The 21,798-nt window shown below is 66.0% G+C and carries 24 protein-coding genes and 1 other RNA gene; 12 read left to right on the forward strand and 13 right to left on the reverse strand.

The features are described from left to right. Positions 1–47 precede the first annotated feature (47 nt). The 3 genes from pyrC (at position 48) to rnpB (ending at position 2,532) form a co-directional block, all read left to right on the forward strand. Complete coding sequence (gene pyrC, locus AB4Y35_RS09990) at positions 48–1,103, forward strand: dihydroorotase (RefSeq protein ID WP_342947647.1); 1,056 nt, start codon at positions 48–50, stop codon at positions 1,101–1,103. Further along, positions 1,100–2,050, forward strand: a complete 951-nt coding sequence (locus AB4Y35_RS09995) for a DUF3025 domain-containing protein (RefSeq protein ID WP_368704268.1) — start codon at positions 1,100–1,102, stop codon at positions 2,048–2,050. The genes pyrC and AB4Y35_RS09995 overlap by 4 nt, the downstream gene beginning before the upstream one ends. A 70-nt stretch (positions 2,051–2,120) precedes the next feature. Next, an RNA gene (rnpB, locus tag AB4Y35_RS10000) (RNase P RNA component class A) lies at positions 2,121–2,532 on the forward strand. Between the two features lie 83 nt (positions 2,533–2,615). Here rnpB and AB4Y35_RS10005 read toward each other — a convergent pair. Then, positions 2,616–3,038, reverse strand: coding sequence for an OsmC family protein (locus AB4Y35_RS10005; RefSeq protein WP_027795839.1), 423 nt, complete (start codon positions 3,036–3,038; stop codon positions 2,616–2,618). Positions 3,039–3,673: 635 nt separating this feature from the next. On the opposite strand from AB4Y35_RS10005, the gene rplM reads away from it, so the two are divergent. The 3 genes from rplM (at position 3,674) to erpA (ending at position 5,107) form a co-directional block, all read left to right on the forward strand. Further along, positions 3,674–4,102, forward strand: coding sequence for a 50S ribosomal protein L13 (gene rplM / locus AB4Y35_RS10010; protein ID WP_027795838.1), 429 nt, complete (start codon positions 3,674–3,676; stop codon positions 4,100–4,102). Positions 4,103–4,113: 11 nt separating this feature from the next. After that, complete coding sequence (gene rpsI / locus AB4Y35_RS10015; protein ID WP_028209425.1) at positions 4,114–4,506, forward strand: 30S ribosomal protein S9; 393 nt, start codon at positions 4,114–4,116, stop codon at positions 4,504–4,506. Between the two features lie 235 nt (positions 4,507–4,741). After that, the gene (gene erpA, locus AB4Y35_RS10020; RefSeq protein ID WP_028201951.1) at positions 4,742–5,107 is read left to right on the forward strand and encodes an iron-sulfur cluster insertion protein ErpA; all 366 of its coding nucleotides are present in this window, start codon (positions 4,742–4,744) and stop codon (positions 5,105–5,107) included. Between the two features lie 59 nt (positions 5,108–5,166). Here erpA and AB4Y35_RS10025 read toward each other — a convergent pair whose 3' ends face one another. Then, complete coding sequence (locus AB4Y35_RS10025) at positions 5,167–6,321, reverse strand: anhydro-N-acetylmuramic acid kinase (protein ID WP_368704269.1); 1,155 nt, start codon at positions 6,319–6,321, stop codon at positions 5,167–5,169. Positions 6,322–6,623: 302 nt separating this feature from the next. Between AB4Y35_RS10025 and AB4Y35_RS10030 the strand changes: the two genes are divergently transcribed. The 6 genes from AB4Y35_RS10030 to AB4Y35_RS10055 all read left to right on the forward strand — a co-directional run bounded on the left by AB4Y35_RS10030 (position 6,624) and on the right by AB4Y35_RS10055 (position 11,278). Next, a complete protein-coding gene (locus AB4Y35_RS10030) occupies positions 6,624–6,902 on the forward strand; it encodes a type II toxin-antitoxin system RelE/ParE family toxin (RefSeq protein WP_368704270.1) in 279 nt (92 codons plus the stop codon). A gap of 12 nt (positions 6,903–6,914) precedes the next feature. After that, positions 6,915–7,226: a HigA family addiction module antitoxin gene (locus tag AB4Y35_RS10035; RefSeq protein ID WP_368690366.1), complete on the forward strand. Its 312-nt coding sequence runs from the start codon at positions 6,915–6,917 to the stop codon at positions 7,224–7,226. A gap of 125 nt (positions 7,227–7,351) precedes the next feature. Next, the gene (gene tyrS, locus AB4Y35_RS10040) at positions 7,352–8,617 is read left to right on the forward strand and encodes a tyrosine--tRNA ligase (protein WP_368704271.1); all 1,266 of its coding nucleotides are present in this window, start codon (positions 7,352–7,354) and stop codon (positions 8,615–8,617) included. Then, positions 8,614–9,084: a D-aminoacyl-tRNA deacylase gene (dtd, locus tag AB4Y35_RS10045; RefSeq protein WP_368704272.1), complete on the forward strand. Its 471-nt coding sequence runs from the start codon at positions 8,614–8,616 to the stop codon at positions 9,082–9,084. The genes tyrS and dtd overlap by 4 nt, the downstream gene beginning before the upstream one ends. A 45-nt stretch (positions 9,085–9,129) precedes the next feature. After that, the gene (locus tag AB4Y35_RS10050) at positions 9,130–9,813 is read left to right on the forward strand and encodes a histidine phosphatase family protein (RefSeq protein WP_368704273.1); all 684 of its coding nucleotides are present in this window, start codon (positions 9,130–9,132) and stop codon (positions 9,811–9,813) included. 313 nt (positions 9,814–10,126) lie between these two features. Further along, positions 10,127–11,278 (forward strand): branched-chain amino acid ABC transporter substrate-binding protein, encoded by a 1,152-nt coding sequence (locus tag AB4Y35_RS10055; RefSeq protein ID WP_368704274.1) that lies wholly within the window; start codon positions 10,127–10,129, stop codon positions 11,276–11,278. 89 nt (positions 11,279–11,367) lie between these two features. On the opposite strand, the gene AB4Y35_RS10060 is transcribed toward AB4Y35_RS10055, so the two are convergent. The 11 genes from AB4Y35_RS10060 to AB4Y35_RS10110 all read right to left on the reverse strand — a co-directional run bounded on the left by AB4Y35_RS10060 (position 11,368) and on the right by AB4Y35_RS10110 (position 21,620). After that, positions 11,368–12,312, reverse strand: coding sequence for an oxygenase MpaB family protein (locus tag AB4Y35_RS10060; RefSeq protein ID WP_368704275.1), 945 nt, complete (start codon positions 12,310–12,312; stop codon positions 11,368–11,370). Positions 12,313–12,349: 37 nt separating this feature from the next. Next, positions 12,350–13,426, reverse strand: coding sequence for a Holliday junction branch migration DNA helicase RuvB (ruvB, locus tag AB4Y35_RS10065; RefSeq protein WP_042262539.1), 1,077 nt, complete (start codon positions 13,424–13,426; stop codon positions 12,350–12,352). Positions 13,427–13,524: 98 nt separating this feature from the next. After that, the gene (gene ruvA / locus AB4Y35_RS10070) at positions 13,525–14,106 is read right to left on the reverse strand and encodes a Holliday junction branch migration protein RuvA (RefSeq protein WP_368695673.1); all 582 of its coding nucleotides are present in this window, start codon (positions 14,104–14,106) and stop codon (positions 13,525–13,527) included. Between the two features lie 106 nt (positions 14,107–14,212). Further along, entirely contained in the window at positions 14,213–14,755 is a 543-nt protein-coding gene (gene ruvC, locus AB4Y35_RS10075) for a crossover junction endodeoxyribonuclease RuvC (RefSeq protein ID WP_028201962.1), read from the reverse strand. Positions 14,756–14,936: 181 nt separating this feature from the next. Next, positions 14,937–16,502, reverse strand: a complete 1,566-nt coding sequence (gene purH, locus AB4Y35_RS10080; RefSeq protein ID WP_368704276.1) for a bifunctional phosphoribosylaminoimidazolecarboxamide formyltransferase/IMP cyclohydrolase — start codon at positions 16,500–16,502, stop codon at positions 14,937–14,939. Between the two features lie 70 nt (positions 16,503–16,572). Beyond that, complete coding sequence (locus AB4Y35_RS10085) at positions 16,573–16,806, reverse strand: Fis family transcriptional regulator (RefSeq protein ID WP_028216158.1); 234 nt, start codon at positions 16,804–16,806, stop codon at positions 16,573–16,575. Further along, positions 16,803–17,870: a tRNA dihydrouridine synthase DusB gene (dusB, locus tag AB4Y35_RS10090; RefSeq protein ID WP_368704277.1), complete on the reverse strand. Its 1,068-nt coding sequence runs from the start codon at positions 17,868–17,870 to the stop codon at positions 16,803–16,805. Before dusB ends, AB4Y35_RS10085 begins: the two co-directional genes overlap by 4 nt. Before the next feature lie 256 nt (positions 17,871–18,126). Next, complete coding sequence (locus AB4Y35_RS10095) at positions 18,127–18,525, reverse strand: type II toxin-antitoxin system VapC family toxin (protein ID WP_368704278.1); 399 nt, start codon at positions 18,523–18,525, stop codon at positions 18,127–18,129. Beyond that, a complete protein-coding gene (locus tag AB4Y35_RS10100) occupies positions 18,522–18,764 on the reverse strand; it encodes an antitoxin (protein WP_368704279.1) in 243 nt (80 codons plus the stop codon). The genes AB4Y35_RS10095 and AB4Y35_RS10100 overlap by 4 nt, the downstream gene beginning before the upstream one ends. Positions 18,765–18,853: 89 nt before the next feature. Then, positions 18,854–20,143, reverse strand: a complete 1,290-nt coding sequence (locus AB4Y35_RS10105) for a UbiH/UbiF/VisC/COQ6 family ubiquinone biosynthesis hydroxylase (protein ID WP_368704280.1) — start codon at positions 20,141–20,143, stop codon at positions 18,854–18,856. 52 nt (positions 20,144–20,195) lie between these two features. Further along, positions 20,196–21,620 carry an aminopeptidase P N-terminal domain-containing protein gene (locus AB4Y35_RS10110; protein WP_368704641.1) on the reverse strand — a complete coding sequence of 475 codons (1,425 nt, stop codon included), beginning with the start codon at positions 21,618–21,620 and terminating at the stop codon, positions 20,196–20,198. Between the last annotated feature and the right edge of the window lie 178 nt (positions 21,621–21,798).

The following is a 21,798-nucleotide window of genomic DNA, read 5'->3' on the forward strand; positions in this document are numbered from 1 at the left end:
CGTTCATTCATACCGCTGTTGGTTCACTACCGCGCCTGACTCTTGCCATGAACGCCTCTTCCCCCTCGACTCTCACGCTCGCCCGCCCCGACGACTGGCACCTGCACGTGCGCGACGGCGCGATGCTCGCGGCCGTGCTGCCGCATACGGCGCGCCAGTTCGGCCGCGCGATCATCATGCCGAACCTCAAGCCGCCGGTCACGACGACCGAGCAGGCCGCCGCCTACCGCGAGCGTATTCTCGCGGCGCTGCCGGCGGGCTCGACGTTCGAGCCGCTGATGACGCTCTATCTCACCGACAACACGCCCCCCGAGGAAATCCGCCGCGCGAAGGCGAGCGGCTTCGTGCATGGCGTGAAGCTGTATCCGGCGGGCGCGACGACGAATTCGGACGCCGGCGTGACCGACATCCGCAAGTGTGCGAAGACGCTCGAAGCCATGCAGGAAGTGGGCATGCCGCTGCTCGTGCACGGTGAAGTGACGAGCGCCGACATCGACCTGTTCGACCGCGAAAAGGTCTTCATCGACCGCGTGATGATTCCGACGCGCCGCGATTTTCCGGGCCTCAAGGTGGTGTTCGAGCACATCACGACGAAGGACGCCGTCGACTACATCCGCGCCGATCATGCCGCGCCCGGCCTGCTCGGCGCGACGATCACCGCGCATCATCTGCTCTACAACCGCAACGCGATCTTCCAGGGCGGCATTCGTCCGCATTACTACTGTCTGCCCGTGCTCAAGCGCGAGACGCACCGCGTGGCGCTCGTGGACGCGGCGACCTCGGGCGATCATCGCTTCTTCCTCGGTACCGACAGCGCGCCGCACCCGAAGGGTTTGAAGGAGCACGCGTGCGGCTGCGCGGGCTGCTACACGGCGCTGCACGCGCTCGAGCTCTACGCCGAAGCGTTCGACAACGCGGGCGCGCTCGACAAGCTCGAGGGCTTCGCGAGCTTCTACGGCGCAGACTTCTACGGCCTGCCGCGCGCGACCGAAACGGTCACGCTGCGTCGCGAGAGCTGGACGCTGCCCGCCGAAGTCGAGGCGGGCGGCACGCCCGTCGTGCCGCTGCGCGGCGGCGAGACGATCGGCTGGAAACTCGCTTGAACGAGGCGGGGCAGGGCGTGGCTGCGGGCGCAACGGTCGCGCCGATCGGCGCAGTCGATGCGCACGCACCGATGCCCGCGCGCGCCCCGCGCCGGACCATGCCGCTGGGCAGTTTCACCGACATCGACTGGGCCCGTCCGTGGTTCGCGCAACACGAAACGCGCGGCCGGCGCTGGCAGCAGGCCGCGCTGGCGGGATACGCGGCGTACCTGGCTGAACTGAACGCCGATGCGCTGGCTGCCGCCCAAAGCACGGGCCGCGGCCAGCCGCTGCGCTTCATCGCCCAGGACGACCTGCCCGAGGGCTCGGCCTACGAGGCGCACATCGCGGCGACGGGCTGCGTGCCGACGCGCCACAACCTCCACGACTTCTTCAACGCGCTCGCCTGGTTCGCGTTCCCGCGCATCAAGGCGACGCTGAACGCGCGCCAGGCCGTGGCGATCGACGTGCTGGGCGTGGGCCCCACGCGCGGCGGCGTGCGCGACGCGCTCACGCTGTTCGACGAGAACGCGGTGCTCTTTGCCTCATCGGATGCGACGCTGGTCGCGGCGTTGCGCGGCTTCGACTGGCGCACGCTGTTCGTGACGCAGCGCGCAGGCTGGGAGGCGGCTTTCGGGGAGACGATCGGCGCTGCGCGCTGCGAAGTCCGCGTATTCGGCCACGCGCTGCTCGAAAAGATGATTTCGCCTTATGCGGCGTGCACGGCGCACGCCTGGGTGATCGAGGTGCCGCAAGCGTACTTCACGTGGCCGCGCGCGCAACGCGACGCGTATCTGGACGAAACGGTTAGCGTGACACTCGCCGCCGACGCGGCGCCTGACGCGCTCAACGGGCGCAGCTTCGCGCCGCTGCCGGTGCTCGGCATTCCGGGCTGGTGGGCGCAAAACGAGGATCCGTCGTTCTACGACGACGCCACCGTCTTTCGCGCCGGCCGCCGGACGCGCTAAAAGCCAGGCGGGCGGCAATCGATCCGGCCCCCGGCGCGGCGCGCCCGCCCGTGCTAATATCGCGCCTCGCAAAGCAGGCCAGGCAGTCGCGGCTCCGAGGTTTCGGCCAAAGGAGGCGAGGAAAGTCCGGACTCCACAGGGCAGGGTGATGGCTAACGGCCATCCGTGGCGACACGCGGAACAGGGCAACAGAGAACAGACCGCCGATGGCCCGATTTCGGTCGGGATCAGGTAAGGGTGAAACGGTGCGGTAAGAGCGCACCGCGTCTGCGGTGACGTAGACGGCACGGTAACCTCCACCCGGAGCAATTCCAAGTAGGCAGGCGCGCATCTTCGGGATGCAGGATGGGGCCCCCATTCCGTCTGCGGGTAGGAAGCTTGAGCGCGTCAGCAATGGCGCGCCTAGAGGAATGGCTGCCACGCGCGGCGCGTCTTCGGACGCGGCGTGTGCACAGAATCCGGCTTATCGGCCTGCTTTGCAGCCTCATTCATGCAAAAAGCCGGCGCGGTTCTTCGCAGAACCGCGCCGGCTTTTTTCTTTTGCCGCCGATTTTTGCCGCAGATATTAAGCCGCGACGATCTCGAACGTATGCGTGATCTCGGCGGTCTTGCCGATCATGATCGACGCCGAGCAGTACTTGTCGTGCGAGAGGTTGATCGCGCGCTCCACGGTGGCCGGGTTCAGGTTCTTGCCGGTCACGGTGAAGTGGAAGTGGATCTTCGTGAAGACCTTGGGGTCTTCGCTTGCGCGCTCGGCCTTGAGCGTCACGCTGCAGCCGCTCACTTCCTGGCGGCTCTTCTTGAGGATCAGCACCACGTCGTAGGCCGTGCAGCCGCCGGTGCCGAGCAGCACCATTTCCATCGGCCGCGGCGCGAGGTTGTGGCCGCCGCCTTCCGGTGCGCCGTCCATGTTGACGAGATGGCCGCTGCCCGTTTCGGCCGCGAACGCCATGCCGTCCTGACCCATCCAGCTAACTTTGCATTCCATATGCGTGTGCCCCTGCGCGGTTTCTTGATTCAGACGGCATTGTAGCCCGCACCTTACTGGTATGTCCGGGGGACACGGCGGCGCGCGGCTTAGGCCTCGTGCTTGAATGTTGCGTCGCGACATCCTACGGACAAGGCGGATTTCCCTTGTGCAATTAGGGGTTTCGCTCTAGTTGTCTCGCATGCTTTTCGCAAGGCGAGTTTCCAATGCACTGATTTTTAAGAATTTTTCTGCCGACGTGCTGATTTAAGCGAATTTCACATTGTGGTTTTGGATTTCGCAATGCAAATGGCCTTGCGCCGCACAAGGCCCATCCGTATAATTCGTCTCATTGGTTGTCGTGCTTCACGACACCTCAGCATGTCTCCTCCACCCTCCTCCAAAGAGTGGATTAAGCCCGAACAAACGCGTTCGGGCTTTTTTTCGTCCGCGGCCCCCGTTTTGCCCGCCTCTGCGCCTACAGCAAGCGATTTTTTGACTCGCCGCCGAATTTCCCTTTATAATCGTAGGTTCTCCGCATCCATGTCCGCGCGGAGACGGGGAAACTCGAACCAGGGAGAGCCTGCGCCGACGTCAACGAGCGTCACCACACAAGCAGGACCAAAACAGGGCACAGCATTTTTTTTGGATCGATCATGAAGACTTTTTCCGCCAAGGCACATGAAGTGCAGCGCGAATGGTACGTGATTGACGCGACGGATAAGGTTCTCGGCCGTGTCGCCAGCGAAGTGGCACGCCGTCTTCGCGGCAAGCACAAGCCTGAGTTCACCCCGCACGTCGACACTGGTGATTTCATCATCATCATCAACGCCGGCAAGCTGAAGGTCACGGGCAACAAGACCACCGACAAGAAGTACTACCGTCACTCGGGTTACCCGGGCGGTATCTACGAAACGACGTTCGGCAAGATGCAGGAACGCTTCCCGGGCCGCGCGCTCGAGAAGGCCGTGAAGGGCATGCTGCCGAAGGGCCCGCTCGGCTACGCGATGATCAAGAAGCTGAAGGTCTACGCAGACGCAACGCACCCGCACTCGGCGCAACAGCCGAAGGCGCTCGAGATCTAAGGGGAGCCCACATGATCGGTAACTGGAATTACGGTACGGGCCGCCGCAAGAGCGCCGTCGCTCGTGTCTTCATCAAGTCGGGCAAGGGCGAGATCGTCGTCAACGGCAAGCCCATCGCCGACTACTTCTCGCGCGAAACGTCGCTCATGATCGTGCGTCAACCGCTGGAACTCACGAACCACGGCACGACGTTCGACATCAAGGTGAACGTGACGGGCGGCGGCGAAACCGGCCAGGCCGGCGCAGTTCGCCACGGCATCACGCGCGCGCTGATGGACTACGACGCAACGCTCAAGCCGGCACTGTCGCAAGCTGGCTTCGTCACCCGTGACGCACGTGAAGTGGAACGTAAGAAGGTCGGTTTCCACAAGGCACGTCGCCGCAAGCAGTTCTCGAAGCGTTAATTTCGCATTGGCGCTTTGTGCCTGCGCCCCTCGCGGGGTGCAGCGCAGCTGCAAAAGCCGTCCGCGCTTCGTGCGCCGGGCGGCTTTTTCGTTTGTTTCTTTGTTTTCGTCGGCGCGCCGCACGTGTGGCGCGCAAACTGCGACAATCTGGAGAAACCCCTTGATTTCGTGGGCTTAAGCACGATATCGGGAAGAGCCCTACAATAGCGGCTAGAAGCTTTTTTGGAGAGTTCGAATGAGCGCTGTCACCGAAACTACCGCGACCGAAATGCCCGGTCCCTTCGTTTTCACCGAAGCAGCGGCTGACAAGGTCAAGCAACTGATCGACGAGGAAGGCAACCCGGAGCTGAAGCTGCGCGTATTCGTGCAGGGCGGCGGCTGCTCGGGCTTCCAGTACGGATTCACGTTTGACGAAACGGTCAACGAAGACGACACCGTGATGAACCGCAACGGCGTCCAGCTTCTGATCGACTCGATGAGCTATCAGTACCTCGTCGGCGCCGAGATCGACTACAAGGACGATCTGAACGGCGCGCAGTTCGTCATCAAGAACCCGAACGCGAGCACCACGTGCGGTTGCGGCTCGTCGTTCTCGGTTTGATCGGTTTGCTGTAATAAAAAACGGGGCTTCGGCCCCGTTTTTTATTGGTACGCGCTTGTTCAGCGGGGATAAATCGCGCCCAGCACGCGCTCGCCGGCGGCCCCGGTTACGGCCGCGAGATTGCCCGGTTCGCGCGCCACGCAGCGCATGGCGAGCCACGCGAAGGCAAGCGGCTCCACCTGATGCGGCGGGACGCCGAGCGCTTCGGTGGTCGTGACCGGTACGCCCGCCACACCGCCCGTTTCGAGCGCCTTCTGCAGTGCCGCCATCAATGCCGCATTACGCGCGCCGCCGCCGCAGACATACACGGCACGGCAGTCGCTCGCATGACGCTCGATCTCGCGTGCCACGCTCACGGCGGTCAGGGCGACCAGCGTGGCCTGCACGTCGGCGGGCGTGAGCGACTCGAAGCCCTTGAGCTTGTCGTCGAGCCACTGGGCGTTGAAAAGATCGCGGCCTGTGCTCTTGGGCGGCGGCTGCTCGAAGAACGGTTCGTCGAGCAGGGCATTCAGAAGCGGCTGGTGCAGATTGCCGCTCGCGGCGAACTTGCCGTTCTCGTCGTAGGGCTTGCCTAGATGCCGCTCGGCCCACAGGTCGAGCAGGGCGTTGGCCGGGCCGCAGTCGAAGCCGCGCACGGCGCCCGTCGACGAGAGCACCGTGATGTTGCTGATGCCGCCAAGGTTGCAGACCACGCGCGTGTCCTCCTGCGAGCCGAACAGCGTCGCATGAAACGCGGGCACGAGCGGCGCACCCTGGCCGCCCGAGGCGACGTCGCGGCTGCGGAAGTCGGCGATCACGTCGATATGCGTGAGTTCCGCAAGCAGCGCCGGGTTCTGGATCTGCACGGTGTAGCCTTTCTCCGGCCGATGTCGCACGGTCTGGCCGTGCGCGCCGATCGCGCGCACCTCGGCGGGGGGCACGTTGCTCCCGCGCAGCAACTCGTGGCAGCACACCGCATAGCGGGCAGCCAGCGCGTTGCCGGCGAGCGCTTCGCGTTCGATCTCGTTCTCGCCTGGCTGCTGCAACGAAAAGAGCGCCTCGCGCAGCCCCTGCGCAAAGCCGACGAACGCCTCGGCCAGCACCACTGGCCGCTGTCCCGCCTCGAAGCGCACGGCAATGCCGTCCACGCCATCCATGCTGGTGCCCGACATCAGGCCGAAATACACGCCGTCGGCGGCGTGTGCGCTCTCGTTTCGTGCGTCGCGTGGCGCCACGTTGTGCTCCTTTATCAATGCAATTCAGTGCCCTGCGAGGGAATTATCGGCGCAATGCCTCTCGAGCGTAAGCCGAACGGGTGACTGTTGGCCATCTGTGCGTCGTGGGACGCTCATCGCGCTGCTCGATTGCGGGCGGCGCTGGAGCCTTGCGCGAAGTCAACCCGTTGAGTCTCTGTGTTGACTGCGCAACGCGCGGTTCGTATAGTGAGCCTATACGCTATACGGAGGACGCGCACCGACCCCAAGCCGGATCCTGGCTCCAGACCCACCCATGTTGGATCTGCTTAGTCTGGAGAATCATGATCAAGTCGTGGAACCACAAAGGGCTCAAGGCGTTCTTTTTCACTGGCAACAAGGCGGGCATCCGGCCCGATCATGTACCGCGCCTGCGGCGTCAGCTGGCGCGGCTCGACGAGGCCGAGTCGCCCCGGGACATGAACGTGCCGGGCTGGCGCTGCCATGCGCTGGAAGGCCGTCTCGACGGCCATCACGCGATTCTCGTCAACGGCAACTGGCGCCTGACTTTTGCGTTCGAAGGCCGCCACGCGGTCCTGGTCGACTATCACGACTATCACTGAGGCACGAGCAAGATGAACGACACGATACGCATGCACAACCCGCCACACCCCGGCGAAACGCTGCGCGACGACATCCTCCCGGAGCTTGGGCTCACCGTAACGGAGGCCGCGGCGCAACTCGGCGTCACTCGCGCGGCGCTCTCGCGCGTGCTCAATGGCCGCGCCGGCATCTCCCCGGAAATGGCGCTGCGCCTCGAGGCATGGCTCGGCGAAGAGAACGGCGGCCGCGCCGATCTGTGGCTCGCCATGCAGGTTGCCTACGACCTTTGGCAGGCGCGCGCGAAGGGCGTGCCGCGCGTAGAGCGCGCCCCCGCCCGTTCCTGAGCGCTGGGGTTCGCGGCGCGCCGCGGGCAACCGCCGCGCGCGCGACCCGCAAATCTCGGCCCGGCGAGTCGAATCACGTAAAATTGCGGCCTAGACCCAGACTTAACGACAGAACCGATCGAAGCATGAGCAACGAGTCCACCTCCAGCAACGGCGCCAGCACCGGCGCAAAAGACGCCTTTCCGGTCACCGACGAAGTCCGTCACGCGCTTGCCGTCACGAAGCGCGGCGTGGACGAACTGCTGATCGAAGAAGAATTCGAGCAGAAGCTCGCCCGCAGCGCGGCCACCGGCAAGCCGCTGCGCATCAAGCTCGGCCTCGACCCGACCGCGCCCGACATCCACATCGGCCATACGGTCGTGCTCAACAAGATGCGCCAGCTGCAGGATCTCGGCCACAACGTGATCTTCCTGATCGGCGACTTCACCTCGCTCATCGGCGACCCGTCGGGCCGCAACGCCACACGGCCGCCGCTCACGCGCGAGCAGATCGAATCGAACGCGAAAACGTACTTCGAGCAGGCCGCGCTCGTGCTCGACCGCGAAAAGACCGAAATTCGCTACAACAGCGAATGGTCGATGCCGCTCGGCGCCGACGGCATGATCAAGCTCGCGTCGCGCTACACGGTGGCGCGTATTCTCGAGCGCGAGGATTTCACCAAGCGCTTCCAGAGCGGCGTGCCCATTTCGATCCACGAATTCCTCTATCCGCTCATGCAGGGCTACGACTCGGTCGCGCTCAACGCGGACCTCGAGCTCGGCGGCACGGACCAGAAGTTCAACCTGCTCGTTGGCCGCGAACTGCAAAAGCAGTACGGCCAGGAGCAGCAGTGCATTCTCACGATGCCGCTGCTCGAAGGCCTCGACGGCGTCGAGAAGATGTCGAAGTCGAAGAACAACTACATTGGCATCAGCGAGAAGCCCAACGACATGTTCGGCAAGCTCATGAGCATTTCCGACGTGCTGATGTGGCGTTACTTCACGCTGCTCTCGTTCCGTCCGCTGGACGAAATCGAAGGGTTCAAGCGCGAAATCGAAGCGGGCCGCAACCCGCGTGACTTCAAGGTGCTGCTCGCGCAGGAAATCGTCGCGCGCTTTCACTCGCAGGCCGACGCCGGGCGCGCGCTCGAAGACTTCAACCATCGCGCCAAGGGCGGCGTGCCGGACGACATTCCGTCGATCACGCTCGCGGGTGCGCCCCTCGCCATTGGCCAGTTGCTCAAGCAGGCCGGGCTCGTACCGTCCACGAGCGAAGCGCTGCGCAACATCGAGCAGGGCGGCGTGAAGATCGACGGCGCCACCGTCTCCGACAAGGGCCTCAAGGTGGAAGCGGGCGAGTTCGTCGTGCAGGTGGGCAAGCGCCGCTTTGCGCGCGTGACGCTCACCGCATGATTGCGCTGATCCAGCGCGTGCGCCGCGCCGAAGTCCGCGTGGCGCACGACAGCGGCGAGCGCGTGACCGGCGCGATCGGCCAGGGGCTGCTCGCGCTGGTTTGCGCGGAGCGCGGCGACACCGAGGCCAACGCCGACAAGCTGCTCGCGAAGCTGCTCGGCTATCGCGTGTTCAGCGACGCGGCGGGCAAGATGAACCTGAGCGTGCAGAACATCGACGGCAACGGCGCCCCCGGCGGCCTGCTGCTCGTCTCGCAGTTCACGCTCGCGGCCGACACGAACAGCGGTCTGCGCCCGAGCTTCACGCCGGCCGCGCCGCCCGAAGAGGGGCGGCGTCTGTTCGATTATTTCGTCGCCGCCGCGCGCGAGAAGCATACGACTGTCGAGACCGGCGAGTTCGGCGCCGACATGCAGGTGTCGCTCGTCAACGACGGCCCCGTCACGTTCTGGCTGCAAGTGCGCAACTGAACCCTGTGTTTTTGACTATGCGCTTTTGACCATGCGCTTCTGACCATGAACACGCAGATTCTCTTTATCCGCCACGGCGAAACGGACTGGAACCGTATCAAACGCATCCAGGGCCACATCGACATTCCACTCGCGCAAAGCGGCGTGGCGCAGGCGCGGCAACTCGGCGCGCAGCTCGCGAACGAAGTGCAGTCGGGCGCGCGGCTCGACGCCATCTGGTCGAGCGATTTGCTGCGCGCGCAACAAACTGCGCAGCCCATCGCCGAAGCCCTGGGGCTGCCGGTGCAGCTCACCGAAGGCCTGCGCGAGCGCAACTATGGCGCGTTTCAGGGCCACGACAGCGACGAAATCTCCGAGCGCTTTCCGGACGAGTACGCGCACTGGCAAACGCGCGATCCTGGCTTCGCGCCGCCCGAAGGCGAGTCGCAGCGCGAGTTCTACCACCGGGTGCTGCACGCGCTCGAGCCGATCCTGGCCATGCATCCGGGCGGCCGTATTGCGTGTGTCGCGCACGGCGGCGTGCTCGACTGTGTGTACCGCTTCGCGAACGGCCTCGCGCTCGACGCACCGCGCGGTTGGCCGCTCCTCAACACCAGCGTCAACGTCGTCGATTTCGAGCGCGGTGACTACGTGACGCAGGCGCGCGTCGTCGCATGGGGCGATGTATCGCATCTGGGCGGCGTCAGCGCCGACGACGGCTTCAAGCGCACGCCCGAGGCGGGGCGCTAACCTGTCTTTTCGGGCAGCGCGGTGCCTGGCCGCGCTGTCCTGTTCTTCCTGCCATTCCCATCCCTGCGCGACCCCCGTGCCGCAGCTACGCTGCAACCCCAGCGATTTCCTTTCCGCTCGCTTGCGGGTTCTTTCCAAAGCCCAACCACAAAGTTAAGCGTCCTGCTAATATTTGTCCGACCTTTGGGCGCTCTGGCCACCGGGCGTAAGACCCGGCCCTGCGTTGAAGAGGGACGCGCGCGCACGACAAGCGCGAGGCCGCGTGCCCAAGGTTCGAACGGGTATTCCAAGAAAACACGCAGGAGAAAGTTCAATGACGTTCAAGCTTCACAAGCTGCTGCCGGTGAGCGCAGCGGTCATGGCGCTCGCAGCGCTGTCGGCCAGCAATACGGCGTCGGCCGACCAGGTCGTCAAGATTGGCCACGTCGGTCCTCTCACGGGTGGTTCGGCCCACCTCGGCAAGGACAACGAGAACGGCGCGCGCCTCGCCATCGAGGAAATCAACGCCAAGGGCCTGACGATCGACGGCCAGAAGATCACGCTCGCGCTCGACGCCCAGGACGACGCCGCCGACCCGCGCCAGGCCACCCAGGTCGCGCAGAAGCTGGTAGACGACAAGGTCGTGGCCGTGATCGGTCATCTGAACTCGGGCGCGTCGATCCCGGCATCGAAGATCTACAGCGACGCCGGGATCGTGCAGATCTCGCCGTCGTCGACCAATCCTTCGTACACGCAGCAGGGCTTCAAGACCACCTACCGCGTGGTCGCGACCGACGCCCAGCAAGGCCCCGCGCTCGCCGATTACGCGGCCAAGAGCCTGAACGTGAAGACCGTGGCCGTGGTCGACGACTCGACCGCCTATGGCCAGGGCCTCGCGAACGAGTTCGAGAAGACGGCGAAGTCGCTCGGCATGAAGGTGCTCTCGCACGACGCGACCAACGACAAGGCCGTCGATTTCCGCGCGATCCTCACGAAGATCAAGGGTGAGAACCCCGACGCCATCATGTACGGCGGCATGGACGCCACGGGCGGCCCGTTCGCGAAGCAGGCGCGGCAACTCGGTCTGCGCGCGAAGGTGCTGTCGGGCGACGGCGTGTGCACAGAAAGCCTCGCGGAGCTCGCGGGCGCGGCCACGGACAATATCGTCTGCTCGCAGGCCGGCATGGCGGTCGAGCGTATGAACGGCGGCGCGGCGTTCGCGGCGAAGTACCAAAAGCGCTTCGGTCACCCGATCGAATTCGATGCGCCGTTCACGTATGACGCGGTGTACATCGTCGTCGACGCGATGAAGCGCGCGAACTCCACCGACCACGCGAAGGTCCTCGCGCAGATCCCGGGCACGGACTACAAGGGCGTGATTGGCGAGACGACCTTCGATTCGAAGGGCGACCTCAAGCACGGCGTGATCTCGCTCTACAACTACAAGGCAGGCAAGAAGACGCTGCTCGACGTGGTGAAGATGTAAGCACGCGGGCGCGCGCAGTCGCATCGGCGCGCCGCAGATGAACCGGCCAACCTGTGCGAGCGGGTTGGCCGTTTTTTATTGCGCAGCGCTTACTTCGCGGCCGTTGCCGCCGCCCGCCGCCGCGCGCGTTTCGAGACGCCGTTGACGAGCGCCCAGCGTAATACCGGCGCGACGGCGAGCATGCCGGGCCGCACCATGGCGCGGCGCGCGAAGGCGAATGAGTCGAAGCCGAGCATCTGCTGCGCGAAGGGCGGCAACAGATCGATGCCCGCATTCCTGATCAGCGCGCCGGCGGGGCGCATCCCCGGGCGCGGCGCGGGCGCCTCCATGAGCACGCGCACCACTTCGAACGTGCGGTCGCTCGCGACGAGTTCGGGCTGCATCGACTGCAGATACGCGGCGATTTCGGCGCGCGAGCGCGGCACCTTCTCAGCGCCGAGCAGTTCGGCAATGCGCGCGACTTCGGCGTAGTACTGATCCTGCATCTCGCCGGGCAGCGCGGGATTCACGAAGCGCAAATACGCGCCGAGAAAGCTCGAGACTTCGGCCACGTGCACCCAGGTCAGCAACGCAGGATCGCTCGCGCGATAGGGGCGGCCATCGGGCCCGGTGCCCGTCACGGCGAGGTGGATCCGCTTGACGCGTTCGATCAGCGCGAGCGCGTCGGCGCGGCTGCCGTAAGTCGTACCGGCGATGAAGGTCGCGGTGCGTCGCAGCCGCCCGAGGATGTCGATGCGAAAGGTCGAATGGTCCCACACACCGGCGAGCGCGAGCGGATGCAGCGCCTGCAGCAGCAGCGCGCTGACGCCGCCCGCCATCATCGCGGCGAAATCGGCATGGACCTTCCAGCAAACGGCGTCGGGGCCGAAGAGGCCGGGGTCGCCCGGCGGATTCGAGTAATCGAGTTTCGGGCCGCTGCCCGTGGTGAGATGCGTGATGTTTTCGGCGAGCGTCATGCGCAGGCGGCGCGCGAGCTGACCGGCGAAGCTGGTCGGTTCAGGCGCGTTGGGAGGGAGGCCGGCGTGATCGGACATCGTGCTCTCGCTCTCGCTGCGTTGAGGCTGGTGCGCCTTACGACGCGTCCGGTTCCCAGTCGCCGCCCGTCGATGCGTCGTCCGGCACCGTGAGGCCGAAGTGGCGGTAGCTGAGTTGCGTGGCCACACGGCCGCGCGGCGTGCGCTGCAGATAGCCCTGCTGGATCAGATACGGTTCGAGCACGTCCTCGATCGTGTCGCGTTCCTCGCCGATGGCGGCGGCAAGGTTGTCCACGCCCACCGGACCGCCGTCGAATTTGTGCAGGATGGCTTCGAGCAGCTTGCGGTCCATCAGGTCGAAGCCGACGGGATCGACATCGAGCATGCGCAGCGCGGCGTCGGCGACCTTCGCGGTGATCGCGCCGTCTGCCTTCACCTCCGCGTAGTCGCGCACGCGGCGCAGCAGGCGGTTGGCGATACGCGGCGTGCCGCGCGAGCGGCGGGCGATTTCGAGCGCGCCGTCCGGGTGGATCTGCGCGCCGAGCAGCGAAGCCGAGCGCTGCACGATGCGCGAGAGCTCGCCCGCGTTATAGAACTCGAGGCGCGAGACGATGCCGAAGCGGTCGCGCAGCGGGTTCGTGAGCATGCCCGCGCGCGTGGTCGCGCCCACCAGCGTGAACGGCTGCAGGTCGAGCTTCACGCTGCGCGCGGCCGGCCCTTCGCCGATCATGATGTCGATCTGGTAGTCCTCGAGCGCCGGATACAGGATTTCCTCGACGACCGGCGAGAGCCGGTGAATTTCGTCGATAAAGAGCACGTCGTTCGCTTCGAGATTGGTGAGCAGCGCCGCGAGATCGCCCGCACGCTCCAGCACGGGGCCCGACGTCTGCCGCAGATTGACCCCCATTTCGCGCGCGATGATATGCGCGAGCGTGGTCTTGCCGAGGCCCGGCGGGCCGAACAACAGCACGTGGTCGAGCGGTTCGGAACGGCGCTTCGCAGCCTCGATGAAGATCTCGAGCTGGCCGCGCACCTTTTCCTGGCCGACATATTCGTCGAGCTGGCGCGGGCGCAACGCGCGTTCGAACGCTTCCTCATGAGTCGAGGCGGGCGTGGCGGCGATCACGCGGTCGGCGCCGGCGTGGTTGGCGGCGAGTTTGTCGGTTTCGATCATGCAGCGATTGTACCGCGCAGACTCTGCGACGGCGGGGCCGTCCAGGGCACCACGATGGCGCCGCAACTAACAGCCCGCCTCAGCGTGCGCGAGGGCAATCAGGCCTTGGAAAGCGCCTTGAGCGCGAGCTTGATGCCTTCCGAAACGCCGGTGCCGGCGGGCACGTTCTTGATCGCGGCCAGCCCTTCCTTCTCCGAATAGCCGAGCGCGAGCAGCGCGTTGAGGATGTCGTTCGCGTGGTCGGAAGGCGAAGCGGCGGCGGCCATCGCGCCCAGGTCCGCGCCGAGCTTGCCCTTCAGTTCGAGCAGCAGGCGCTCGGCCGTTTTCTTGCCGATGCCGGGCACGCGCGTGAGGCGCGCCGCATCCTGCTGCGTGACGGCTTGCGCCAGGTCATTCACGCTCATGCCCGAGAGCACGGCGAGCGCCATGCGTGCGCCGATGCCGCTGATCTTGAGCAACTCGCGAAACGTCGAGCGTTCCTCCTGCGTGCCGAAGCCGAACAGCAGATGCGCGTCTTCGCGCACGATCATCTGCGTGAGCAACACGATTTTTTCGCCGTTGCCGGGCAGGTTGTAGAACGTGCTCATCGGCACGTCGACTTCGTAGCCGACGCCGTTGCAGTCGACGAGCAGGTGCGGCGGGTTCTTTTCCAGCAATACGCCGGCAATGCGACCGATCATGGCGGGTTCTGTGATGAGGGAAAGCTCAAGAGTGTAGCGGAGGGCAGGGCCGTCCGGAGCGCGCGGCCGGAACGTCGGCGCCCGGCCAGGCGCATCGGCCATGCATTCAGCCTATCAACCGTCCGCGGCGTACCCGCATGCCCTTTTTCGCGAGCGCAGGCGCAAGCCCGCCCAGCGTGGCAAGTGCATCGCCGCCGTGCGCGTGGCAGATCGCCATGCCGAGCGCGTCGGCGGCGTCGGTGCCGGGCGTGCCGGTGAGGGCGAGCAGGCGCACGACCATCTGCTGCATCTGTTCCTTGGTCGCGCGGCCGTAGCCCACCACGGCCTGCTTGAGCTGCAGCGCGGTGTATTCGGCCACTGGCACGCCGCCCGAAACCAGCCCGCAGATGGCCGCGCCGCGCGCCTGGCCGAGCAGGAGGGTCGACTGCGGATTGACGTTGACGAAGACCTTTTCGATCGCGGCCTGGTCGGGCGCGTGCTGGCGGATCAGCGTGGAAACGCCTTCGAAGATGGTGCCGAGGCGCGTGGGCAGATCGGCATCGGCGGTGCGGATGACGCCGCTAGCGACGTACGTGAGCTGATGGCCGTGACGTTCGATCACGCCGAAGCCGGTGACGCGCAAGCCGGGGTCGATGCCGAGAATTCTCATGAAATGCGGGAAAGACAGATGTGCCTGCGATGGTACAACGAACGGCACAGATGCCGCGAGCCTTGAAGGCGCGAGCGAACAAGGCGCGCCGCGCAAAGAAAAAGCCCGCGAGACGCGAGTCCGGCGGGCTTTGCACAAGCGGCGCGAGGTCACGCGCCGCACGCAACCAGGGCGGCGAAGATCAGTGACGGAAGTGGCGGATGCCCGTCATCACCATCGCGATGTTGTGCTCGTCGGCGGCGGCGATCACTTCGTCGTCGCGCATCGAGCCGCCCGGCTGGATCACGCAGGTCGCGCCCGCGTTCACCACCACGTCGAGGCCGTCGCGGAACGGGAAGAACGCGTCCGACGCCACTGCCGTACCCGCGAGCTTGAGGCCCGCGTTTTCGGCCTTGATGCTGGCGATACGCGCCGAGTCCACGCGGCTCATCTGGCCCGCGCCCACGCCCATCGTCATGCCGTTCGCGCAGAACACGATGGCGTTCGACTTCACGAACTTCGCGACGCGCCATGCGAACAGCAGGTCGTCCATTTCCTTCGGCGTGGGGTGGCGCTTCGTCACCACGCGCAGTTCGTGCGGCTGCACGTTCTTCGCGTCGAGCGATTGCACGAGCAGGCCGCCGCCCACGCGCTTCAGATCGAATGCGTTATGGCCATCGCCCAGCGCGATCTCGAGCAGACGCACGTTCTGCTTCGCGGCGAACACGGCCTTCGCGGCTTCCGAGAACGACGGCGCGATCAGCACTTCGACGAACTGCTTGGCCACGGCCTGCGCCGCGGCTTCGTCCACTTCGCGGTTGAACGCGATGATGCCGCCGAACGCCGAGGTCGGGTCGGTCTGGAACGCCTTGGAGTAGGCTTCGAGCGCGTTCGCGCCGATCGCCACGCCGCACGGATTCGCGTGCTTGATGATCACGCAGGCCGGGGCGTCGAACGTCTTCACGCATTCCCATGCCGCGTCCGAGTCGGCGATGTTGTTGTACGAGAGTTCCTTGCCCTGCAGCTGCGTGTAGTTCGCGAGCGCGCCGGCGGGCGTCGTGAGGTCGCGGTAGAACGCGGCGCTCTGGTGCGGGTTTTCGCCGTAGCGCAGGTCCTGGACCTTGTCGAACGCGAGGTTCAGCACAGCGGGGTAGGTGTTGCGCGACTTGTGCTCGAGCGCTTCGGTGAGGCTCGTGAGGTAGTTCGTGATCGCGCCGTCGTACTGCGCCGTGTGCGAGAACACCTTGGTCGCGAGGCGGAAGTTCGTGGCGTAGCTCACGGTATTGCCGTTCGCGCGCATTTCTTCCAGCACCTTCGCGTAGTCGGCCGGGTCGACCACCACGGTCACGTCGCGATGGTTCTTCGCCGCCGAGCGCAGCATGGTCGGGCCGCCGATATCGATGTTCTCGATCGCGTCTTCCAGCGAGCACTCTTCCTTCGAGATCGTCTGGACGAACGGATAGAGGTTCACGACCAGCAGGTCGATCGTCGGGATGTCGTGCTTTTCGAGCGCGGCCATGTGCTCGGGCAGGTCGCGGCGCGCGAGGATGCCGCCGTGCACCTTCGGGTGCAGCGTTTTCACGCGCCCATCGAGCATTTCCGGAAAGCCCGTGTAGTCGGCCACTTCGGTGACGGAAAGGCCCGCGTCCGCGAGCAGTTTCGCGGTGCCGCCGGTCGAGAGGATCTTGACGCCGAGGTCCGACAGCGACTTCGCGAAGTCGACGATGCCGGCCTTATCGGAAACGGAGATGAGCGCTTGCCTGATCATGATGGATAACGAGGTAGATTGCCGAAAGATCGAGGGGTCCGCGCCGAAGGTCCAGAAAAACGCAGCGGCGTTACAGCAGGCCGTGCTGCTGGAGCTTCTTGCGCAGCGTGTTGCGGTTGATGCCGAGATACTCGGCGGCGAGCGACTGATTGCCGCCTGCCTGCTCGAGCACCACCTCGAGCATCGGTTTTTCGACGCACGCCATCACCATTTCGTAGACGTCGTGCGGATTGCTGCCGTCGAGGTCCTGGAAGTAGATGCCAAGGCTCTCGCGGACGGATTGTTCGATGTTGTGCTTGCTCATGCTGCCAGTCGATCGGTTGATTCGTCGCTGCCGTCGCTGTCGTTGTTCTCGTCGTCGACGTAGACGAGGCGCTCGGAGCGCGCCTTCTGTTCGTCGAAGAACTGGTTGACGGCGACGAGCTGCTCGCGCGTGGTGTCCAGCGTATTCATGCGGTGCCGGAACGTATTGGCGCCGCAAAGGCCGCGAGTGTACCAGCCGATATGCTTGCGCGCAGTACGCACGCCCGTAAATTCACCGTAAAAAGCGTAGTGGTCCTCCAGATGCTCGTTCATGATCGACTGGATTTCGTCTACGCGCGGCGGCGGCAGTAGCTCGCCGGTCGCCAGGAAATGCTCGATTTCGCGGAACAGCCACGGGCGCCCCTGCGCCGCGCGGCCGATCATGATGGCGTCGGCGCCCGTGAGCGCGAGCACTTCACGCGCCTTTTGCGGCGACGTAATGTCGCCGTTCGCGACCACCGGAATGCCCGCGGCGGCCTTCACCGCGGCAATCGTTTCGTACTCCGCTTCACCGTGATAGAGATCGGCGCGCGTGCGGCCGTGCACGGTGAGCATGGCAATGCCGCTTTCCTCGGCAATGCGCGCGATGGTGAGCGCGTTGCGGTTGTCGCGGTCCCAGCCCGTGCGGATCTTGAGCGTGACGGGCACGGCGTCGGGGCCCACGCCCACGGCGTCGACCACGGCCCTGACGATGCGCCCGACGAGCGGTTCGTTCTGCAAGAGCGCCGAGCCGGCCGCGACGTTGCAGACCTTCTTGGCCGGGCAGCCCATGTTGATGTCGATGATCTGCGCGCCGTTCGCGACGTTGTAGCGCGCGGCTTCGGCCATCATTTCCGGATCGGCCCCGGCGATCTGCACGGAGATGGGTTCCACTTCGCCCGCATGATTGGCGCGGCGCATGGTCTTTTCGCTCTTCCAGAGCTGCGCGTTGGACGCGACCATTTCGGAGACCGCATAACCCGCGCCGAGGCGCTTGCACAGCTGGCGGAACGGCCGGTCCGTGACACCCGCCATGGGGGCGACGAACAGGTTATTACGCAAGGTGTGACGGCCGATAGTGAACATGACGCGCGGGCGAGGCCGGTGCCGCGACCCGGATGGCAATCCGGCTGGCGCGGCGAACGGCGTGAATTTGAAAAAGGGGAAACGCGTATTTTAGCGTAAGCGGGATGCGAGGTCGCGCTGCGCGGACCCTGGTCTTGTCGTGGACAGCGTGTCTGGCAGGCGGGGCGCCGTTGCGGCGAAATGTGATTCGACCCCCGTCGCGGCGAATCGTCGATCGCACCTGCCGCCGCTGGCCGTCACAACTCAGGTACCAACGTCAGGCATCAGCCTGCCAGTCTTCGACTTGCAACTGATCCACGCGTGCAAATTCGCGCACATTGTGTGTGACGAGCACCAACCCACGAGCGCGCGCCTGTCCGGCGATCAGTGCATCATACGGACCAATTGGCGTACCGGCGGCCGCAAGTTGTGCACGGAGTTCGCCGGCGTGCTGCGCGTCTTCCGTGTCGAACGGTACGACCTCGAATTGCAGCGCTTCGACGCGAGCCAGATTTTCGGCTGCTCGCTGGCTTTTATAGGCGCCGTAATAAAGTTCGTGCACGACGATCGAAGGGAGTCCGAAATCGCCCGGCAGGTGTGCGCGCAAGCGCCCCACCACAGCCGGATCCCCCTTGAGGATTGCGATGACGGCATTCGTGTCCAGCAGGTATTTCATTCGAACACGTCCAGGTCAGGCCGTACCTGTTCTGCCGGTTGTGTGGTGGCAGCAGCTTCGAAGTCGGCATCGATCGGGCCGATCAGCGGGGTGAGCCAGGCCCAGTCCTGCGGTACCGGCTCGAGTATGACGGCCGCGCCGTGACGGCGTATGCGCACTTCCGCCGTCTCGAAGCGGAAATCCTTGGGGAGCCTGACAGCCTGCGACCCGCCGTGCTTGAAAATCTTCGCGATGTCCATTCGCGCCTCTGCTTGTATCTACAATTTGTATCTATTGTAGCGCGAATGGCGAAGGCGAATTGGCGAATCGATTCCGCTTGTCGACTGGATCAACTCCGCTGCCCGAACATCATCTGCCGCGCGAGCGCAGTCTTCACGGGCGGTGCGAATTCGAGCGCCGTGAGCGCGAGCCCGCGCAGCGTGGCGAGTGGGCCGAAATCGACGGTGAACAGGCGGGCGAGCGTATCCGTCGCCCCGATCGTCATGCGCCGGTCGAACGCGCGGCGGCCCGCGAACTCGGCGAGTGCGCGCGGCGTGGCGCCGTGCTGCGCGAGCGAATCGGCGAGGGCGTGGGCGTCTCGCAGACCGAGATTGAGGCCCTGGCCCGCCACCGGATGCAGTGTCTGCGCCGCGTTGCCGACCGCAGCGATGCGGCCGTGGCCGGAAACGAGGGCGTCGAGCGCGTTCAGGCCGAGCGGAAACGACGCGCGGCCGTGAATCTGCGTGAAGCGGCCCATGCGCGCGCCGAACGCCACGCCGAGTTCGGCGAGGAAACCGGCGTCGGAAAGCTGCGCGCGGCGCTCGGCCTGGGCCGGGGAGCAGCACCACACCAGCGCGTAATCCGCGCCGCGCACGCCGCCCATCGGCAGGAGCGCGATCGGGCCTTCGCTCGTGAAGCGCTCCCACGCGACGTGCGGCTGCGGAGCGGCGAGCGTCACCACGCCGACCAGCGCCGTTTGCCCGTAGTCGCGCGTGCGTTTGGTTTCGGCGGCCGGCGGTGCGGCCTTTGCATCGGCTTCGTCGGCCTCTTCGGCATCGTCGTGCGCGTCGCGTGGCGGCGGCGTGCGATACAGCCCGCCTTCGGCGTTCACGAGGATGCGCGTGCGCAGATGCCGCTCGACGCCCGCGCTCGCGACCGGCAGCGTCACGCCGTCGTTCTCGACGACGGGATCGTGCGCCTGCGTGTGATGCAGCCAGTGCACCGGCGTGCCGCGCACGGCCTGCGCGAGCGCCTGCACGATCGCGCCGTAGCGCGCCACGTAGCCGAGCGCGGGCAGGTCGTAGTCGTGGCGGTCGATCAGCGTGCGCCCGAAATGGCCGCGCTGCGAAACATGAATGCGCTCGATGGGCGTGGCGTCGTGCGGCCACGCGAGCGCTTCGAGCAGCGTGCGGCTGCCTTGCGAAACGGCGATGGCGCGCGGGTCGCCGGCGCTGTCCTCGGGTTCGCGCGCGTCGATCAGCGCAATCGAGAGCCCTTGCGTGGCGCTGCGCCGCGCGAGCCAACCCGCGAGCGCGAGACCCACCGGCCCCGCGCCGACGATCGTTACGTCGTGGTCGAAATGGGCGGGCGCATTCGCGCCGGTGGGAATGTCGTTCGCGCTGCCGGAAACTGCGTTCATGTCGTTTGTTTCGCTTCGTGGGGAGTCTTCGCGTCTGCGTCTGCCGTCTGCGTCAGGCGCCGCGTTGTGCGTCCTGCATGAGCGCTTCGATTTCATCGGCGGCAACCGGCACGCCGCGCGTGATCAACTCGCAGCCCGTTTCAGTGACGATGGCGTCGTCCTCGATACGGATGCCGATGTCCCAGTAGCGCTCGGGCACGTCCTCGGCCGCGCGGATGTAGAGACCCGGCTCGATCGTGAGCGTCATGCCGACGCGCAGCGTGCGCCACGGCGGCGGGGCGGCGGGCTTGTCGGCGCTTGCGGCAACGCCGCGTTCGCCCCGTTCGCCCCGTTCGCCGCGTTCGCGATAGTCGCCCGCGTCGTGCACGTCCATGCCGAGCCAGTGTCCGGTGCGATGCATATAGAAGCGCGCGTAGGCGCGCTCGGCGATCACGTCGTCGACGCTCGCAAAGCGCTGCCGGTCGATGATGCCGGTATCGAGCAGACCCTGCGCGAGCACGCGCACCGCGGCGTCGTGCGGCGCCTCGAAGTTCACGCCGGCGCGCGTGGCGTCGATGGCGGCCTGCTGCGCGGCGAGCACGATGTCGTACAGCTCGCGTTGCGCGCTCGTGAAGCGGCCGCTCGCAGGGAACGTGCGGGTGATGTCCGAGGCGTAGCCGTTCAACTCGCACGCGGCGTCGATCAGCACGAGGTCGCCCTCGCGCGCCACCGCGTTGCCCGCGGGGTAGTGCAGCACGCACGCGTTCGCGCCTGCCGCGACGATCGAGCCGTAGGCGGGCGCCTGCGCGCCGTGTTTGCGGAACGTGTAGAGCAACTCCGCCTCGATCTCGTATTCGCGCATGCCGGGCCGGCATGTCTGCATCGCGCGAACGTGCGCAAGCGCCGAGATCTTCGCGGCGCGGCGCATGGTGTCGAGTTCGTGCGCATCCTTGAACACGCGCATGTCGTCGAGCAGCGGCAGCAGGTCATACGCGGCGGCCGGCGCCGTGACGCCGCTGCGCCCCTGCGCGCGCACCGCGTCGATCCAGCGCTTCACCTGCGCGTCGAAGCGGTCGGAGGCCGCGAGCGCGTAGTGCAGCGCCGGCCGGTTGGCGATGAACTGCGGTATGCGCGCATCGAGTTCGTCGGCAGGAAACGCGGCGTCGAAGCCGAACGCTTCGCGCGCGGCGTCGGGACCGAAGCGAAAGCCTTCCCACGTTTCGCGCTCGACGTTCTTCGCGCGGCAGAACAGGATGGCGGCAGGCTGATTCTCGTCCGCGTTCGCGTCGAGCACGAGCAGCGCCTCGGGCTCCGTGAAGCCGGTGAGGTAGTAGAAGTAGCTGTCGTGCCGATAGGGATAGTCCGCGTCGCGATTGCGCAGCGCTTCGGGCGCGGTCGGCACGAGCGCGACACCGCCGCCTTGCGCACGCAGCGCCGCAAGCACACGCTCGCGGCGCGCGCGGTAGAGCGCCGCGCCGCCGTCGGGGCCGCGCTGCATGTCGGCGGCGTCGGCCACGCTGGCCGCAGGGTGGGCTTCGCTCGAGGCGGCCGGGGCGCTTTGCTTGAGGGTCGAGTCCATCCTGAGATTGTAGCGCTGGCTACAAACGGACGCGCTGGCTCGCGGTGACCCAACCCGCGCGCCGCCGTGGCCGGGTGTTGTCTCTTGCTGACATTAT

It is taken from the genome of Paraburkholderia sp. EG286A (assembly GCF_040965375.1).
GTDB lineage: Bacteria > Pseudomonadota > Gammaproteobacteria > Burkholderiales > Burkholderiaceae > Paraburkholderia.